Origin of the sequence: Nonomuraea sp. NPDC026600, assembly GCF_040638335.1 — a bacterium.
Lineage (GTDB): Bacteria > Actinomycetota > Actinomycetes > Streptosporangiales > Streptosporangiaceae > Nonomuraea.
Genome location: NZ_JBEZYD010000013.1, coordinates 193,450 through 210,846 on the forward strand (window position 1 = coordinate 193,450; position 17,397 = coordinate 210,846).

Here is a 17,397-nt window from a genome sequence, read left to right on the forward strand (position 1 = left end):
CACTGTCGCCAGGCCATGGCGCATGGATGGCCTTTCGCGACATGGAGGTGCCGGGATGACCCGAGATCCCGAGAATGTAGCCGTCGATCAACGAAGAACGCTGAGCACGCGGCGCGTCGTCTTCCTCGTCATCGCCGCGGCGGCCCCGATGGCCGCGATGGTGGGGAACATCCCGCTCGGCCTCATCCGAGGCAACGGAGCCGGGCTGCCGGCCGCCTTCGGAATCGGCACCGTCGTCCTGCTCTGTTTTTCGGTCGGGTACGCGGCGATGAGCCGGCGCGTGGTGAACACCGGCGCCTTCTACACCTACATCGCCCGCGCACTCGGCAAACCGGTCGGGGTCGCGGCGGCCTACCTGGCCGTGATCGCCTACATCGGGCTCGCCTGCGGGCTCGTCGGGGCCTTCGGCTACTTCACCAGGCTCGTCCTGCTCGGCTCAGGGGTGGACCTACCCTGGTACCTCTACAGCGCCCTGGCGCTCGTCGTGGTCGCCGCCCTCGGATACCGCTCCGCCGACCTGTCGGCCAAGGTGCTCGGCACCCTCATGGTGCTCGAGTTCGCCATCCTGATCATTTTCGATGGCGCCGCGGTTGCCCGGCACGGCGCGCAGGCCCTGCCCGTCATCTCCTTCAGCCCCGCGACGATCTTCTCCGGGTCCATCGGCATCGCCCTGATGTTCGCCTTCACCAGCTTCGTGGGCTTCGAATCCGCGGCGCTGTACGGAGAAGAGACTCGCAACCCGGAACGCAGCATCCCCCGCGCGACCTACATCGCGGTCGCCTCGATCGGCGCCTTCTACATCGTCACCAGCTGGATCATCGTCGGCGCGGCCGGCGGTGCCGACGCACCGGCCCTGGCCGGGCAACTGCTCGGCGACCTGGTGTTCACCCTCATCAAGGACAACGCCGGGGTCGTCTTCTATGACCTCGCCGCGGTTTTGCTGTGCACCAGCGTGCTGGCCTCGCTGCTCGCGCTGCACAACGCCGCCGCCCGCTATCTGTTCGCCCTTGGCCGCGAGCGCGTCCTGCCCGCCAGGCTGGGGCACTACCACGCGCGCCACCAGAGCCCGCACATCGGCAGCGTCGTCGTCACCGCCGTCTCGATCGTCGTCACGGCGGGATTCGCGATCAGCGGAGCTGACCCGTACACCGTCTTCGCCAGCAGCCTGGTGGGGCTTGGCACGCTCGGCATCGTGCTTCTCCAGGCGCTGGCGGCGCTCGCGGTGATCGCGTTCTTCCGCAAGCGTCCCGACCGCGATCTGTGGCGCTGCGTGGTCGCACCGACCATCGGCTTCGCCGGTCTGACCGGAGCCTTCGTTCTGTCCGTCGTCAACTACAGCGCTCTGACCGGGTCGGACAACGTGCTGATCAACGCCGTGCCCGGGCTGCTGATCCTGGCCGCGGCCGGTGGCGTGGTGGTCGCGCTGCGGCTGCGGCGGCACAAGCCCGCTGTCTACGCCGCCATCGCCGAATCCCGGCTACGCCGCCGCACCCGTACGGCCGGCACCGTCGAGCCGGTCGCGTACACCCGCATCTACTGCCTGGTGGGCGGCGGGCCGGCCGGCATGGTCATGGCTCGGGCGCTGGCCGCCGAAGGGGTGCCGTTCGACTGGTACGAGCGGCACGACGACCTTGGCGGGATCTGGGACATGGACAACCCCGGCAGCCCGGTCTACGAGAGCGCGCACTTCATCAGCTCCCGCTACACCAGCGGCTTCTACGGATTCCCGATGCCGCCCGACTACCCGGACTACCCGTCGTGGCGGCAGATCCGCGATTACGTCAGGAGCTTCGCGCGCCGCTATGGCCTCTACGACAAGGCATCCCTCGGCGTCGCCGTCACCAGGGCCGTCCCCATCGAGGGCGACCGGTGGAGCGTCACCTTGTCGACCGGCGCCACCAAGACCTATGACGGGCTCATCGCCGCGCCGGGCGTCACTTGGCACCCCAACGTGCCGGAACTCGAAGGCGCGAATGTCTTCACCGGCGAGATACGGCATTCGGTGACCTTCGACGACGGCCTGGAATTCCGCGGGCGGCGGGTCCTCGTCGTCGGAGCCGGCAACTCCGGTGTGGACATCGCCAGCGACGCCGCACGGCACGCCGGCAAGGCGTTCCTGTCCGTGCGGCGGGGCTACCGCTACATCCCCAAGCACGTCTTCGGGCTGCCGACCGACGCGCTGCTCGGCGGCGTCATCCCGCCCCCCAGGGGAGTCAGCCTCTCCGGCGACCCGAACGAACTGATCGACACCCTGGTAGGAGACCTCACACGGCTCGGCCTGCCCGCCCCGGACCACGACGTGCTGACCAGTCACCCGATCATGAACACCCAGGTCCTGCACCATCTGGCCCACGGTGACCTGATCGCCAAGCCCGACGTCGAACGCCTCACCGCGACCGGTGCCGTCTTCACCGACGGAACCGAGGAGGACATCGAGGTGATCCTGCTCGCCACCGGCTACGAATACCGCATCCCGTTCCTGGACGAGGCCCTGTTCGAGTGGAGGCAGGGCCGCCCGCGGCTGTACCTGAACGTGTTCTCCAGACAGCACGACAGCCTCTATGTCCTGGGATTCATCGAGTTCGCCGACGCCGCCTACAAGCGCTTCGACGAGATGGCACAGCTCATCGTGATGGACATCCGTGCCCGCGAGACCGGCCTGCACCGCGAGCAGTTGGCCGCCCTCAAACGAGCGGACGAACCCGACCTGCGCGGCGGAGTCGCCTACATCGACAGCGCCAGGCACGCCGGCTACGTCGACAGCCACACCTACCAGACTTACCTCGCCGAGCTCCGCGACCGTTTCGACTGGCCGGACATCGACAACGACACCTTCAAGCCACCGCACGAGCCGGACACCACCGAGACAGCCCGGCCCTCCCCCGTCCCCGCCGAAGCGGAAAGGCCATGACCATGACACCAGCCATGACGAAGGACCACTGGAAAGGCCGGCACGTCGCGATCACCGGGGGCACCAGCGGAATCGGCCTGGCCACCACCAGGCTGCTGCTGTCCGCCGGCGCCGCCGTCACCGCCATCGGTCTGCCCGACGACGACCACGACCGCCTCCAGCACGACGCCTCAGAAAGGCTCGTCGTGGCCACCGGCGACGTCACCGACCCGAACTCCCTGCACGCGGCTCTGAACACGGGCCGCGAACGCCACGGCACGATCGGAGCCCTGATCACCTGCGCCGGCATCGTCAGGCCCGCCTACTTCGAGGACCTGACCGACGAGGACCACCGCCGCCACATGGAGGTCAACTACTTCGGGACCTTGCACGCCATCCGGCAGTCGCTACCGGACCTGCGGCAGGCTTCACGCGCCACCATCACCTGCATCTCCTCGGCCGCCGGCTTCGTGGGCGTCTTCGGTTATGGCGCCTACTGCCCCACCAAGTTCGCCGTGGCCGGTCTGGGCGAGGTGCTGCGTCAGGAGTTGCGCCCGCACGGCATCACGGTCACCATCGTCTACCCGCCCGACGTCGACACCCCCATGCTGGCCAAGGAGTCGCCGCACAAGCCACCCGAGCTGCGCGCGCTCTCCGGCGGCGAGCGGGCCCTCACCCCCGAAGCCGTCGCCGGCGCCCTCCTGGCCGGCACGGTCGCCGGCCGCGCACGGGTCATCCCCGACGCCGGCACCCGGGCACTCCGCCTCGCCGCCGGAGCCACCCCCGGAGTGTTGAGCCGCTACATGGACCGCGTCATCCGCCGCGCCCGCCGCACCGCCTCGGCCGCGCGACAGCCATCCGCAAAACGATGACTCCCAGCGCCGGCGAGCGACCCGTGACGCTGACGGCACCACCCGCTGTGCTACGCCAGACCGAACGTTGGTTCGTCCGGCGTGGTATGCCGACGATGATCGAGGGATACGGTTTCGTCACCCACGTCCTGCCCCGGATGGTCCCGTCGCTGGCGTTCGTGGCGCTCGCCGGCCTGGCCTGGCTCGTGCCGCTCAAGAGCGCAGGTTCAGGGCGCTGGGTGCTGTTCGCCGGCGTGCTGGCGGTGACGGTGGACGTGCGGGTCACGAGACCCAGACCTACCGGCTCCTGGCCGCCGACGCGGCCGTCGACGATGGGCTCCACCGATTGTTCCTCCTGTGCGGTTCGCCGCAACCGTAGGAGCTCCAGCCCGATCCGACCACGACAATGAGCGATCCCAAAATCACGTCATCAAGGGATCCAAGTCACACCAGAGCCTCGAACTTCCTTCAACCCTTCAACGACCCAGGCGGTTCACGCTTGGTGGCGTGGATCCATTAGCGCCATTTGGCAGGAACTTCGGCATGCTGATGGCGAAGAGACTCGGCGGGCGTCTCGACGACTTCCTTGAATGATTGATCCGCAACGTGTTGATCTCTAGCATGCGGGCCATGTGAGCGAAGAGCTTTTGATCGTCGGAAGGTCGGACGGACCTTTTCTGTGCACGATCTGCACGTCCCGCCCCAAGGGTTCTGCACACCGCTATGCGAGCATCCCGGGCATGTCCAGATACGTGATGATCGCCGTGTTAGCTCTGCTGATGGCGGGTTGCGGCTCGGCAGCGAAGACCGCTCCCGAGGTCGCTGGATACGTCAGAACTTATCTGCAGGCGCACTCGGACGTCAAGCGGGTGGCGGTGAAGGGAGTTCAGAGCGCCACTGTGGTCACCAGGGGGCAGGACCAGGACGTCTCCGCCGATCTGGGCGAGGGCTTACGCGGGCGACTCATCCGGACGGGCGGTGCCGCGTACATGCAGATGCCGGGGGAGGAGGTGGCTCCGGGCAAGATCTGGGACAAGGTCACCGAAGAGCACGAGCCGTACAACTTGTTCGGCATCGGCCTGGTGACGAGCCAGGCCATGACGCTGGTGAACAGTCACCAGGTGCATGAGATGCTGGCCGCTCGGGGACGGGTGAGCGGCCCCGCGTCCGACGGCGGGCTCGCCCGTTACACGGTCGCCATCGATGTGCGGGCGGCACTCGACGGGTTGGACCTCAGTGCGTTCCTGGAGGCGTACGATCCACTGCCACTCATGCAAGACACCGAGGACGAATACGTTGGGGTAAGGGCCGGCGATCGGGCGGCGCAGGCGCGGCTGCGCGGCAAGTTGCTCAAGGAGTTCGGCGCGCAGGCCACGTACGAACTCTGGCTCGACGACCAGGGGCGGCCGGTGCGGCAACGACTGACCGCGAAGACGTCAGTGGAGATCACCTTCTCCGATTGGGGCGATACGACGGTGATCGCTCCTCCGGCCGATCAGGTCCGGGTCCTGGCGGAGTAACCCCGCGGTAGGTCTCGGCACTGACATGGCGCGACTCTCTTGTGGCCACGGCAAGCCGCCACTCAGTTGATCATTCAGCTTGTGGGCACCTACTCCAGAGACCTGATCTCAAAGAAGCAGGGCGGAAGCTACGAGACCGATGCCGAGTTCTACAACAGCTCGGGCGAAGTCCACCTTCAGATCGAAGCCAAGGCGAGCGCCGAACAGACCGCACGCCTAGCACAGATCTGCCCGCACCACCTACGTCATGACCGCAGACACCAGAGCGCCACACATAGGCCTGAAGCTCGCGCCACTCACCGCTGAAAATCACCAACAAGCCGAGCGACAAACCGCCGCCCAGGAGGGGTGCGCTTGGGGGCCCGGGCCACGCTCCGCGACACGAACGCGCCCAAGCGCACCGGCCGCCACCAGAGCGAGATCTTGACAGCGTCGATCGCGGCCGGAGTCTTGAAGTGTTGGTTTGAAATCGGTCAAGATCACCGATCCGGAGAGTCAGCCGAGAGATGGTCCTGAAGGGCGGCGTGCCGGAACTGGTAGGCCGGACCGATCGTGCGTAGTAAGCCCAGGCGATGGGCGTCATCAAGGAATCGCATGAGCCGTAAAGGCAATCGACGCCCAGCCCAGAGAAGGACCGTTGTAGTGAGGTAAGTCACTCCAGCGGTACCGAGTCCTCTGAATCCGAACGGCACTTTGACAGTGATGTCCCACGGCTTCGAAACGTGGACCTTCAGTGACGTGCCGAGGCCGCCGGTGAGCCCAAAGGCGATCGCAGCCCCGAAACCTGCTGCAGGCCCGAAGGTCAGCCCGAAGGTGATCCCCACCGTAAGCCCGACGGCGAGAGTGTGGGCCCCTGTCATTTTCAGGTCACCGGTGAGCGTGGATGACGGCGTACTCGGGCGGTCGGTGGACGAGGGCTCTGTGATCAGCCCGGTGTACCCGAACGCGAGCCCTGTAACGATCGGATAGACGACTACGACAATGAGTGCCGCCGCCAGGCCGACGATGAACGCGACCGCGAACGCGATCACGATCCCGACCACAGCCGTGAGCTTGAGCGCGAGAACGAATTCATCGGCGAAGCGGCCGAATCGCCCGCGAAGCCGCAGATTGGCGTAGGTGGGTTCCGGGTCGAGTTCCTCACTGAGCCCGAAGAGAAGTCCCCCCAGAACACCGCACACGATCATCAGTGCGAGCCCGGTCGCCAGGGTGAACTCGACCCCGAACCCGAACCCGAACACCGAACCAGCACAGACCCCGACGGCTACTCGGATCTTGCGCAGTGGTACCAGCACATGAAGACGCGACCAGTCGAGCTCACGGGTGGCGGTCTCGTCCGGACGATCTGGACGGTCAGACTGACCCTGACGCTTACGACGGTTGAGATGGTGCAGATGGTGCGCGATGTAGCCGAGCCAGCGGGCCACTTGGACGGGGTCGTAGTGGCGGCGTGGCAGGAAGTGGCGGGCAGGCTCATTGCTAGGTCGGCGAGTGTCGATGAGAGCGGGAATGAGCTGGTCGAAGAGGTGGGAGCGTAGTGCGGCCGGGTCACGGCCCAAGGGGCCGACCAACACGGCGGGATCGCTGCCGAGAGGGCTGGGCGACGCGGCGGAGTCGCCGGCGTCACTGGCGTCGGGGGCGAGGTAGACGGTCCGGATCAGCCACAGGCCCAGCGGGGTTTCGGCGATCTCGGTCAGGCCGGCCGGGGCGCCTTTGGCAGTCAGGGCGGTCAAAACCGTCTCCCAGGCCGCGGACGGCGTTGCGGGCAGGCACTTGCGCAGATATGTGGCGGCTTCTTGGGGCGTGAGCCGTTGGGGGATGATGACCACGGCGGCAGTGAGCGGGCGGCGGGTCTGGGTGACGGCGGCGGCGAACTCGGCGGTGCGGCTAGTGAGGATGAGCTGGTCGCGGGCGGTCAGCGAGGTGTTGAGCGCGTTGATTACCCGGGCGCCGGCGCGCTGGGGGATTTCATCGAGGCCGTCCAGGATGGGCAGGATGTGACCGTCGTGGGCGAGTATGGCGGCGGCGGGGCCGAACTCAGGAGCAGCCAGCGCCGGGTAGTCCTGAACCAGGCGAACAGCGAGCCAGTCGTGGAGCAGGGGGTAGGCGTCTGTGTCCCAGCCCGAGACCGGTAGGAGGACGGGAACCGGGACGACCTCGCCATTGCCGGCCTCTCCAGCTGCGTCCTTGTCGGCTTTGCGGCTGGCCAGCAGGTGCAGCAGTAGTTGCACCGCCAGGGTGGTCTTGCCCATGCCCGCCTTGCCGGTGATGACCAGCCGACGCCGGGCCAGGGCGCGGAAGGCGTCAGCAAGGGCCTTGATGTTGTCGCTGCGGCCGGTGAAATCCGGCTCCGCCTCAGGAGGAACCAGGTGAGGGCGGCTGATCAGCCGCTCATCGGTGGACAACTGCCAGTGCACCGGGATCGGTTGAGGGTCGTCAAGGAGCCGGTGCCGGGCTTCGTCCTTCCACTGCCGTTCCACCAAGCCGGCCAGCATGTCGGCGACGTCGGCGTCGGTATGCGTCGGGATGTGGCGGGTCGGCGAGTTCTTGACCCAGGTCACCAGGGCGCCGATGGTCGCGGCCACGGCCACGGCCAGTGTCACAGCGGCCAGGTCGGCGAGATTGACCTCAGCCTCGGGTTTGACCGCGCGCACCACCACGGCCACCAGTGCGGCCAGCCCGAGAATGGCCAGACCGGCGGCCAGGATCCGCCAGGGGAACCCGCGCTCGCTCACACCGATCCCGTCGCCAATCGCGCAAATGTGGTTCCTATCAGCGGCCAGTGTGCGCCCGCCGCGAGATAGCAGCAATGCCCCAGCCCAAGGTCCTTTCGCATCCGCCTGACCAGTTCGGGACACCCAGGCTCTTCGAGAACCTGTAGGTACTTGTCGGTTCGGGCCGCACCGGCGGCCGCCCCACCGTGCGCATCGCGGATGATCAGGGCCCCCGTTACTGCTGATGATCACTCACAATCTGCGCTAGGCCGACTCCCGGCGAGTCGCGATCGCTCGCCACGCGACCCACGCCAGGAAGCCGGTGACGAACCCGTACACCGCCACCAGCCCGTGCCCGTTGCTCTGCGCGAACCACATCACTAACCCCAGCAGCGGCACACCGACCGCGAGCAGCCGTTCCTTCAAGAGCCGGGTCCGCATCAACAGGGCCGTCGCCAAGGTCGCCCCCAGAAAGTAGGTGGCCCCCGAGCTGCCGGCGAAGTTACGCGGATCGGTGCTGGGGCCGCCCATCCCGAGGAGTGCGTCGACCCGCTCCGGCAGGAAGATCCCGCCCGCGAACAGCGCCACCGTCAGCGGCCCGCCCCAGAACCACTGCGCCAGGGCCGCCACGCCGGCGAGCGTCGCGATGTTCCACACGGCTCCGGCGACGCCGCCGTTCTGCATGAAGACCGAGGTCACGACCCGCCACCACCCGGTCTTGGCGGGGTCATTGTCGAGCGCGTCCATCGCCCCGGACCACACCAGCTGGATCACCACCCCGCCCACGGCCAGCGCCGTCAGCCCCACCGCGACCCATGGGACGGGCCGGCCACGCGCCGGTCCCAGTGCCAGCCCGCTGTTGATCATCATCACCATCAGCGCGGCCGTGGTGGCGAAGAAGAGCAACTCACTCATGGCAGGCCCCTTTCAAACACTGTTCGAAACCGCCACGGCGAGGCTAGCACAGGATTCAAACGGTGTTCAAAATGCGCTACGGTAGGGCCATGAAGCTCACCCAGGAGCGGATCGTCGACGCGGGGATGGCCACGTTCGCCGAGGTCGGCTACCACGGCCTGTCCATGCGCCAGGTGGCCGTGCGCCTCGACGCCACGGCGGGCAGCCTCTATTACCACGTCAAGAGCAAGAACGACCTGCTGGCGATGATGGCCGACCGCGTATGCCTACAGGCCTATGACGCCGCCACGGCCGCCCTGGAGGCTCTTCCGCCCGAGTCCACCTGGCGGGAGGAGGTCGAGGTCCAGGCCGTCACCCTCCGCCGGAGCCTCCACGAGCACCCCGGCGGCGCCATCCTCCTGGCCGACAGCCCCAAGATGCTCAGCACCGGGGGTCTGTCCCTCATGGAGCGCCTCCTGCGCACCCTCCTGGACGCCGGCGTCTCCGACCCGCACCTCATCACGGCCGCCGACACCCTCCTGAGCCACATCACCGGATTCGCCCTCCAAGAACAGAGCGAGTCCCAGGTCCCCGCCATCACCCCGGAGCACTACGCCGACCTGCGCACCCGCTTTCCCCTGACCTTCGAGGAAGCCCCCAGGCACGGCCAGGACGAGAAATTCCATCGAAGCATCCACCTGCTCTGCACGGCCATCGAAACCCTCATCACCCAGGAGCCCGAGCCGTCGGCGTGATCGCCGTAGTTCTCGATGGGCTGCTGGGAGGTCTGTAGGGGGACGGGCCGGCCCGTCGGTGGGCACCGAAGCTAGCGCGAGGTGACCCCGTAGTCCGCGGCGAAGGCGGCCAGGCTGGAAACGGCGTCGCGGCTGCGCTTCCACGGCCGGACGATCAGCCGGTCGACTCCCAGCCCGGCCCAGTCCGCCACCTCGTCCGGCGACGCGAGCGAGTACGCGTGGGCCGTCACCGAGAAGCGCCCCTCCCCCCGCAGCGCCGCCAGCCGGGACAGTTGCGGTCTGATCGACTCCAGCGTGTGCGGCATGCTGATCCAGCCGTCACACAGCGACGCGGCCCGGCGCAGGGCGGCGGGTGATTCGCCGCCGCAGAGGATCGGTAGCCGATGCTGTACGGGCTTGGGCTCGAACGCCACCTCGGGAAATGAGTAGAACTGCCCGGAATGCGTGACCACCGGCGAGCTCCACAGCTGCCTGGCCACCTCGATGGCCTCGTCCAGCCGTGCGCCGCGCGAGGCGAAGGGGATGCCGGCCGCGTCCCACTCCCCCCGGTACCAGCCCGCCCCGACCCCGCAGATGGCCCGGCCCGATGACACCACGTCGAGTGTGGCGAAGGCGCGGGCCGACACGAACGGGTGGCGCAGTGCGAAGAGGTGCACGGCCGTACCGAGTCTGATCTTGGAGGTCAGCGCGGCCAGCCAGCACAGGTACGCGGGCGCGTCGAACAGCGGCGTGGACGGCTTGATGCCCGGCTCGGAGGTGCCCGGGTAGAGGGCCAGCGACAGGTCGGTGCTGAACACGAGGTGCTCGGGCAGCCACACGGACTCGAAGCCCAGCTCGTCGGCGGCCACCGCCACGTCCTTCCACGCGGCCGGGTGAATGAGGCCGAGCGGGACGCCGAACCTCACGGGTACCGCCTCAGATCGCCGCCGATCACCGACGTCCGCACTCGGGCCCGGTGTACGGCGGAGCCACCGTACGCGGCCGACAGCGACCAGGCCCGCGCCAGCCAGAACCGCAGGTCCAGCTCGTCGGTGTAACCGATCGCGCCATGCACCTGCAACGCCACCCGGGCCGCCAGCGCGGCCGCCTCACCGGCGGCGGCCTTGGCGGCACTGACGTCCCGGTCCACGGTCGGCAACGGCCGACCGGCCCTGCGTACCGACCGGCCCGCCAACGGTGCCTCCCCGTCCGCCCCCGACCCCGTCCGATCTGCCCCCGGCACTGCCCGGTCTCCCCAAGACGCCGCCCGATCCGCCCCTGACGCCGTCTGGTCTCCCCACTGCGCTGACCGATCCGCCTCGGGCGCTGCCCGGTCTCCCCACTGCGCTGGCCGATCCGCCCCCGACACCGGCCGGTCCACCGACAGGGCCGCCCGGTAGACGAGGGGGGCGGCGAAGTCCAGCGCGATGGCCACGTCGGCCAACTGGTGCTTGACCGCCTGGAACGACCCGATGGCCGCCCCGAACTGGGTCCTGACCCCGGCATGCGCCACAGTGACCGACAGCAGTTGCCTGGCCACCCCGATGAGCTGCGCCGCCGTCGCCACGGTGGCCCGTCGCAGGGCGGGGACGTACGAGCGGTCCAGCCGTACGGAGTCGTCGAAGGAGACGTCGAACAGCCTCCGGCACGGGTCGGCACCGGGCCGGGGCGCCAGCCGTACGGACTCCCTGGAGACCAGGTGCAGGCCGTCGGCGCGCGCGACCACGAGCAGGTCGGCCAGGTCGGCGTCGGGAGCGTACGCCTGGCCGGGAAGCAGCACGCTCACGCAGACCGACCCGGAGGCGAGCTTGGTGACATCGTCCAGCAGGTACGGCGCCGCCACGGCGGTCTCCACGACCGGGCCGGGCAGGCAGGCCCGCCCGGTCTCCTCCAGCGCGGCCACCACGTCCACCAGGCGCAGCCCGAGCCCGTCGGCGTCCGGCGGCAGGAGCAGCCCGAAGAAGCCGAGCCCGGACAGTTGTTCCCAGGCCGGGCGGCGTTCGGAGCGCAGCGCGGCGGGTGAGCAGTGGGCGCGCAGCACATCGCGTACGGTCTCCGCGAGGGCCAGTTGCTCGTCGGTGAAGGCGAAGGTCATCGGGGCAGCCCCAGGACTCGCTCGGCGATGATGTTGCGCTGGATCTCGTTCGTGCCCGCGTAGATGGGCCCCGCCAGCGCGAACAGGAACCCGTCGAGCCACGGCGTCTCCCCCGCCCGTTCGCCGAGCAGTTCCATGGCCAGGGTGTGCATCCGCAGGTCCAGCTCGGACCAGAAGACCTTGCCCATGCTGGCGGCCGAGCCGATCTCGGCGCCCGACATGAGCCGGTGGGCGGTGGCGAAGGTGTGCAGGCGGTACGCCTCGGCGTCGGTCCAGCAGCGGGCCGCCCGGTCGGCGAGTTCGGGGCTCGCGTCGCGGGCCAGGTGGACGAGCCGGTCGGCGGTGGCCAGGAAGCGGCCGGGGCTGCGCAGGGCCAGGCCGCGTTCGGAGGAGGTGGTGGCCATCGCGATCCGCCAGCCCTCGCCGGGGGCGCCGAGCACCATCGAGTCGGACACGAAGACGCCGTCGAAGAACAGCTCGGCGAACCCGGGCAGCCCGTCGAGCTGCGCGATCGGCCGGACCGTCACCTCGTCGAGCGGGAACATGAAGTACGTCAGCCCCCGGTGCCTGCCCTCGTCCGAGGTACGGAAGAGGCCGAACCCGTGCGAGGCGTAGGCGGCGCGGGAGCTCCACGTCTTCTGCCCGTACAGCCGCCAGCCGCCGTCCACCCGGGTCGCCCGGGACTTCAGCGCGGCCAGGTCGCTGCCCGCCTCCGGCTCCGACCACGCCTGCGCCCATACCTCGTCGGCCTTGGCCATCCCGGGCAGCCAGCGCCGCCGCTGTTCTTCCGTGCCGTACGCCATCAGGGTCGGGGCCAGCAGGAAGACGCCGTTCTGGGTGACCCGGCCGGGGGCGCCAGCGGCCCAGTACTCCTCCTCGAAGATCAGCCACTCGATCAGCGAGGCGTTCCGCCCGCCGTACTCCCGCGGCCAGGAGACGGCGGACAGCCGCGCGGAGGCGAGCAGCGCCTCCCACACGCGGTGCGCCTCGAAGCCCTCGGGGGTGTCCATCGACGGCAGCCCATCGGGTACGTGACGGGCGAGCCAGTCCCGGACCTCGGCACGGAAGCCCTGCTCGGCCGCGGAGAAGTCGAGATCCACAAGACCAACCTAGCGTACGCTTGGTCTCATCGCCAGGTGGTCGTTTTCGGACATACGCTGAAGTGGTGCGAGGACTGCTGCTCCGACTGTCGACGCTGGACACCGACGCGGAGAGCGCGGTGCGCGTCATCGCCTACTTCGACTCGCTGGTACGCGACCACGTGAGCGTCCCGGTGCTGCTCTCGGCGACCGCGCGGCTGACCCAGTGCCCGGTGGGCCTGCTCGACGCGGCCACCGGCCGGCGCACCCGCACGTTCCCCGACGGCCACGTCGACCACCCGAGCACCGACCAGCCCCCCGCCGACCGCCCAGCGGCCGACGAAGCGAAACCTGGCCGCACGAACACCGACCATCCGGGCGCCGAGCTCAAGATGGTCAGGGAGCTGGCGTCCGGGCTCGGCGCGGTCTGGATGGAGCGCGAGGGCACCCCGCACGGGCTGGACGAGATCGTCCTCGAACGGTTCGCGGCCGCGGCGGAGGTCACGCTGGAACGCGCCGTGGCACTGGCCCGCGAGGGCCGGGACCCGGCGCTGGTGGAGCTGGCGCTGTCGGCGGAGACCGGCGAGGCGGAGCGGGCGCGGGCGCTGCGGCTACTGGGGTTCGACCCCGCGACGCCGCTGCAGGCGCTGGCCATCGCGATCCCCGTGGACGAAGGCTTCGCTCTGGTGCCCGGGGTGCGGACGATGGGGCACCACGTCCGCGCGGCCCGGATCGGTGACACGGAGGCGGTGCTGGTGGCCACCGCGCTCCCCCGGCCGCCCGACTCCGCGCGGGTCGGTATCGGCTCTGAGCTGCCCGCCTCCTCGCGGATCGGTATCGGCCCTGAGCTGCCAGGTTCGCGGGTGGCCGAGTCGTGGGCGGGCGCGCGTACCGCGCTGCGCTTCACCGGGCCGCAGGACCGCGTGGTGCGCTGGACCGAGCTGGGCGCGCTGGCCCTCTACGTCGACGTGCCCGACGCGGCGATCGCCGAGCTGGCCGACGTACGGTCGATGGAGCGGCTCGGCAGGGAGGCCCGCGCGGCGGTGCGGGCGCTCTGCGCCGAGGGTTCGGTGCGCCGGGCCGCCACCGTCCTGCACCTGCACCACAGCTCGATGGCCGCGCGGATCGCGCGGGCGGAGTCGGTCCTGGGCTTCTCGCTCGCCGACTCCGCCGGACGGCTCCGCGCCCACCTGGCCCTGGCCCTGGTACGCCTGCGCGCCAACGGCGGAACACCCGCCTGACCGCCCAGCCCCCGCGTCAGACGCGGAACGCCCGCTTGAGCCCCGCCAGCCGGTTCGCCTTGGCCCTGCGGCTCAGCTCGGTGTCGGGAACCAGCCCGTCGAACCCGTGGAAGGCCCCGGGATAAAGGTGGAACTCGGTCGACACCCCGGCCTGCACGAGCCGCCCCGCGTACTCGATGCACTCATCCCTGAACACCTCCAGCTCCCCCACATCGATGAACGACGGCGGCAGCCCCGCCAGGTCGGCGGCCCGGGCCGGCGCGGCGTAGGGCGAGACGTCGTCGCCACCGATCCGGTCGCCGAGCAGGGCCGTCCAGCCGAACAGGTTCGCGGCCCGGTCCCAGATGACGGCCTCGGCGAACTCGTGGCTGGACGGGGTGACGTTGCGGTCGTCGAGCATCGGGCAGACGAGCAACTGGAAGGAGACGGCGGGCCCGCCCCTGTCACGAGCGAGCAGCACGGTCGCCGCGGCCAGCCCGCCGCCCGCGCTCGCGCCGCCCACGGCCAGCCTGGTGGGGTCGAGGCCGAGTTCACCGGCGTTCTTGGCGGTCCACAGCAGCCCGGCGTAGCAGTCCTCGACCGGCGCGGGGTGCGGGTCCTCGGGGGCGAGCCGGTAGTCCACGGAGACGATCACGGCGCCGAGCTCCTCGGCGTACTGGATCACCATGGCGTCGTCCATCTCGGGGATGCCGAGGATCATGCCGCCGCCGTGGATCCAGTACAGCCCCGGCCGGTCCGTCTCGGCTCCGGCCGGGCGGTAGATCCGTAGCCGGACGTCGGGTGCGCCCTCGGGTCCCGGCACGTGGCGATCCTCGATCGAGACGTCGGTCTCCGGCGGGGGCGCGGCCGCCAACATGGCGTTGATCTGGGCCCGATGCCCGGCGAGGCTCTCTCGAGACAGCCCGAGGTCCGGCATCGTCATCATCTGGCCGAGCCCGGCACGGAGTTCGGGGTCCAGATTGGGGTGTGTTGCCATGTCGCTTCTTCTTCCACGAGGCGCTTGACCTACCCCTCGATGATCAGATCCCGGGCGCCGCGGGGCAACCGACATCCGGCGGCGTTTGTCCCGCTTTCACCCGCCAACCGGTCAGCTCAGCAGCTCGACGACCTGTTGGGCGAGCGGGGCGGCGCTGGCCGGGTTCTGGCCGGTGGCCAGGCGGCCGTCCACGACGACGTGCGGCTCGAAGTCCCCCGCGCCCTCGTGCCGCGCGCCGCGCTCCCGCAGCGCGTCCGCCAGCAGGAACGGCACCACGTCCGCCACGCCCGCCGCCTTCTCCTCGCTGTTGGTGAACGCCGCCACCCGCTTGCCCGACACGAGGTGCGAGCCGTCGGAGAGCGTGAGGTTCACCAGCGCCGCCGGGCCGTGGCAGACGGCCGCGACGACGCCGCCGCGCTCGTACACCTCCCGCCCGAGCCGAGCCACGTCCGGGTCGTCGGGGAAGTCCCACATGGTGCCGTGCCCTCCGGCGTAGAACACCGCGTCGTACGGCGCGGCGTCGAGGTCGGCCAGGCGCGGGACGACCCGCCCTTCGAGGTCGGCCAGGAAGGCGGTCTGGACGGGGTCGGCCGGGTCGTACCCGTCCTCGGGCGTCCGGCCGCCCCCCACACTCGCCACCTCGACCTCGAACCCGGCCCGCTGGAAAATCTCCCAGGGATGGGCCGCCTCGGGCACGTAGTAGCCGGTCTTCCTGACTCCGCCGAGGTCGTCATGGCTGGTCAGTACGATCAGGATGCGCTTGGTCATGTCCTGAGCATCGCCCCGCCGACCCATCAGCGACAAATAGTAAATCCGACAGCCAGCCATCAGAATACTGATATGTCGCTTTCGCTGGACCTGCTCAGGACGTTCCTCGAGGTACACCGGACGGGCTCCATCACGGCCGCCGCGCAGACGCTCGGCCTGTCGCAGCCTGCGGTGACCGCGCAGGTCAAGACGCTGGAGGCGGCGCTGGACCGGCCGCTGTTCGACCGGCTGCCGCGCGGCGTCGCCCCTACGGCCGCCGCGGACGAGCTGGCCCGCCGGGTGGCCGGCTCGCTCGACACGCTGGACGCGGTGGTGGACGCGGAGCTGCCGTCGGAGCAGGCGGTCCATCTGGGCGGCCCGGCCGAGTTCGTCTGCGAGCAGGTGATCCCGCTGCTCGCGCCGCTGGTGCGCGACGGGCTGCGGCTGCGCACCACGTTCGGGCTGTCCGACGGCCTGCTCGCCGACCTGGCGGCCGGGCGGCTCGACCTGGTGGTGTCCACGATCCGGCCGCGCGTACGGGGGGTCCAGGCGGAGCCCGCGTACGACGAGGAGTTCCTGCTGGTGGCCAGTCCCGAGCTGGCCGCGGCGGCGGATCTCGCGGCCATGCCGCTGATCGCCTATGCCGAGGATCTGCCCATCGTGCGCCGCTACTGGCGGACGGTCTTCGGGCGGCGGCCGTCGATGGCCGCGCAGGTGGTGATCCCCGACCTGCGCGGCGTGCTGAACGCGGTGCGGGCCGGGATGGGCGTGTCCGTCCTGCCCGCGTACCTGTGCGGGACCGATCTGGCGGCGGGCCGGCTGGTCGCGCTCGCGGAGCCGGAGCTCGCGCCGATCAACACCGGCTACCTCGCGGTCCGCTCGGGCGGGCTGGCCAGAGCCGCCGTCGCCAGGGTGCACGGGCACCTGCTGGCGGCGCTGAGGGCTGCCCCGCCGTACTAGCTCGCCGACCACAGAGTCATCGCCATGGATAGTTGAAAGGCGTACTGTTGGCATATGGCTGCAACCCCCGAAACGGTGCACTGGCGAGGGGTGCATCACCTCGCCCTGGTCACTGCGGACATGGACGCCACTGTGCGCTTCTGGCACGGCGTGCTCGACGCCCGTCTCGTCACCACGCTCGCGATCCCCGCCTTCAAGCACTACTTCTTCGAGGTGGCGCCGGGTAACACCGTCGCCTTCTTCGAGTACACCGGTCAGGAGCTCGACAGCTTCGCCAAGCCCGCCGGCGTCCCCTACGCGAAGGCCGCCCAGTTCGACCACCTGTCGCTGCATCTGCCCGACGAGGACGCCCTGATCAGGCTGCGTGACCGGCTCAAGGCACACGCCTGCGAGGTCACGGACGTGATCGACCACGGCTTCCTGCGATCGATCTACTTCAGCGACCCCAACGGCATCGCGCTGGAGGCCTCCTGGTGGACGCTCGACCCCACCGGCCGGCCGGTCGACTACGCGGACGAGCGCCTGTTCGCCGACCCCGACCCGGTGCCGGCCGTACGGGAGCTGCGCGAGAACGGGCGGCTCGACCACACGGTGAGCACCCGGCTGGTGGACGGCATCATCGAGGACCTCCGGCGTGAAGGGATCACCCTGGAACCTTGACCACGATCCCGCGATTACCACCCGCTACGAGGATCC

Annotated in this window: 15 protein-coding genes; 8 read left to right on the forward strand and 7 right to left on the reverse strand. The window is 69.8% G+C overall.

The window, feature by feature from the left end; all coding sequences use genetic code 11:
* The first annotated feature begins 55 nt into the window (after window positions 1–55).
* The 4 genes from AB0F17_RS29235 to AB0F17_RS29250 all read left to right on the forward strand — a co-directional run bounded on the left by AB0F17_RS29235 (window position 56) and on the right by AB0F17_RS29250 (window position 5,261).
* Entirely contained in the window at window positions 56–2,911 is a 2,856-nt protein-coding gene (locus AB0F17_RS29235) for an amino acid permease (protein WP_358029054.1), read from the forward strand.
* Window positions 2,908–3,762 (forward strand): SDR family NAD(P)-dependent oxidoreductase, encoded by an 855-nt coding sequence (locus AB0F17_RS29240; protein ID WP_358029057.1) that lies wholly within the window; start codon window positions 2,908–2,910, stop codon window positions 3,760–3,762. Before AB0F17_RS29235 ends, AB0F17_RS29240 begins: the two co-directional genes overlap by 4 nt.
* A 95-nt stretch (window positions 3,763–3,857) precedes the next feature.
* Window positions 3,858–4,151, forward strand: coding sequence for a hypothetical protein (locus tag AB0F17_RS29245; protein WP_358029060.1), 294 nt, complete (start codon window positions 3,858–3,860; stop codon window positions 4,149–4,151).
* A 330-nt stretch (window positions 4,152–4,481) separates the two neighbouring features.
* Window positions 4,482–5,261, forward strand: coding sequence for a hypothetical protein (locus AB0F17_RS29250; RefSeq protein ID WP_358029063.1), 780 nt, complete (start codon window positions 4,482–4,484; stop codon window positions 5,259–5,261).
* Between the two features lie 479 nt (window positions 5,262–5,740).
* Here AB0F17_RS29250 and AB0F17_RS29255 read toward each other — a convergent pair whose 3' ends face one another.
* Both AB0F17_RS29255 and AB0F17_RS29260 read right to left on the reverse strand, forming a co-directional pair.
* Window positions 5,741–8,071 (reverse strand): NACHT domain-containing protein, encoded by a 2,331-nt coding sequence (locus tag AB0F17_RS29255; protein ID WP_358029066.1) that lies wholly within the window; start codon window positions 8,069–8,071, stop codon window positions 5,741–5,743.
* A gap of 168 nt (window positions 8,072–8,239) precedes the next feature.
* A complete protein-coding gene (locus AB0F17_RS29260) occupies window positions 8,240–8,890 on the reverse strand; it encodes a hypothetical protein (protein ID WP_358029069.1) in 651 nt (216 codons plus the stop codon).
* Window positions 8,891–8,979: 89 nt separating this feature from the next.
* On the opposite strand from AB0F17_RS29260, the gene AB0F17_RS29265 reads away from it, so the two are divergent.
* A complete protein-coding gene (locus tag AB0F17_RS29265) occupies window positions 8,980–9,624 on the forward strand; it encodes a TetR/AcrR family transcriptional regulator C-terminal domain-containing protein (protein ID WP_358029072.1) in 645 nt (214 codons plus the stop codon).
* Window positions 9,625–9,695: 71 nt separating this feature from the next.
* Here the strand turns inward: AB0F17_RS29265 and AB0F17_RS29270 are convergent, their stop codons facing one another.
* Genes AB0F17_RS29270 through AB0F17_RS29280 form a run of 3 tightly spaced genes read right to left on the reverse strand, consistent with a single transcriptional unit; the run spans window position 9,696 to window position 12,798 of the window.
* The gene (locus tag AB0F17_RS29270; protein WP_358029074.1) at window positions 9,696–10,529 is read right to left on the reverse strand and encodes a TIGR03619 family F420-dependent LLM class oxidoreductase; all 834 of its coding nucleotides are present in this window, start codon (window positions 10,527–10,529) and stop codon (window positions 9,696–9,698) included.
* Complete coding sequence (locus tag AB0F17_RS29275; protein ID WP_358029076.1) at window positions 10,526–11,698, reverse strand: acyl-CoA dehydrogenase family protein; 1,173 nt, start codon at window positions 11,696–11,698, stop codon at window positions 10,526–10,528. The genes AB0F17_RS29270 and AB0F17_RS29275 overlap by 4 nt, the downstream gene beginning before the upstream one ends.
* Window positions 11,695–12,798, reverse strand: coding sequence for an acyl-CoA dehydrogenase family protein (locus tag AB0F17_RS29280; protein ID WP_358029077.1), 1,104 nt, complete (start codon window positions 12,796–12,798; stop codon window positions 11,695–11,697). The genes AB0F17_RS29275 and AB0F17_RS29280 overlap by 4 nt, the downstream gene beginning before the upstream one ends.
* Before the next feature lie 65 nt (window positions 12,799–12,863).
* Here AB0F17_RS29280 and AB0F17_RS29285 point away from each other — a divergent pair, with 65 nt between their 5' ends.
* A complete protein-coding gene (locus AB0F17_RS29285) occupies window positions 12,864–14,018 on the forward strand; it encodes a helix-turn-helix domain-containing protein (RefSeq protein WP_358029079.1) in 1,155 nt (384 codons plus the stop codon).
* Window positions 14,019–14,034: 16 nt separating this feature from the next.
* On the opposite strand, the gene AB0F17_RS29290 is transcribed toward AB0F17_RS29285, so the two are convergent.
* Both AB0F17_RS29290 and AB0F17_RS29295 read right to left on the reverse strand, forming a co-directional pair.
* A complete protein-coding gene (locus AB0F17_RS29290) occupies window positions 14,035–14,994 on the reverse strand; it encodes an alpha/beta hydrolase (protein WP_358029082.1) in 960 nt (319 codons plus the stop codon).
* Between the two features lie 111 nt (window positions 14,995–15,105).
* Window positions 15,106–15,762 carry a type 1 glutamine amidotransferase domain-containing protein gene (locus AB0F17_RS29295; RefSeq protein ID WP_358029085.1) on the reverse strand — a complete coding sequence of 219 codons (657 nt, stop codon included), beginning with the start codon at window positions 15,760–15,762 and terminating at the stop codon, window positions 15,106–15,108.
* Between the two features lie 72 nt (window positions 15,763–15,834).
* Between AB0F17_RS29295 and AB0F17_RS29300 the strand changes: the two genes are divergently transcribed.
* Window positions 15,835–16,701: a LysR family transcriptional regulator gene (locus AB0F17_RS29300; RefSeq protein ID WP_358029088.1), complete on the forward strand. Its 867-nt coding sequence runs from the start codon at window positions 15,835–15,837 to the stop codon at window positions 16,699–16,701.
* A gap of 54 nt (window positions 16,702–16,755) precedes the next feature.
* The gene (locus tag AB0F17_RS29305) at window positions 16,756–17,361 is read left to right on the forward strand and encodes a VOC family protein (protein WP_358029091.1); all 606 of its coding nucleotides are present in this window, start codon (window positions 16,756–16,758) and stop codon (window positions 17,359–17,361) included.
* Window positions 17,362–17,397 lie beyond the last annotated feature (36 nt).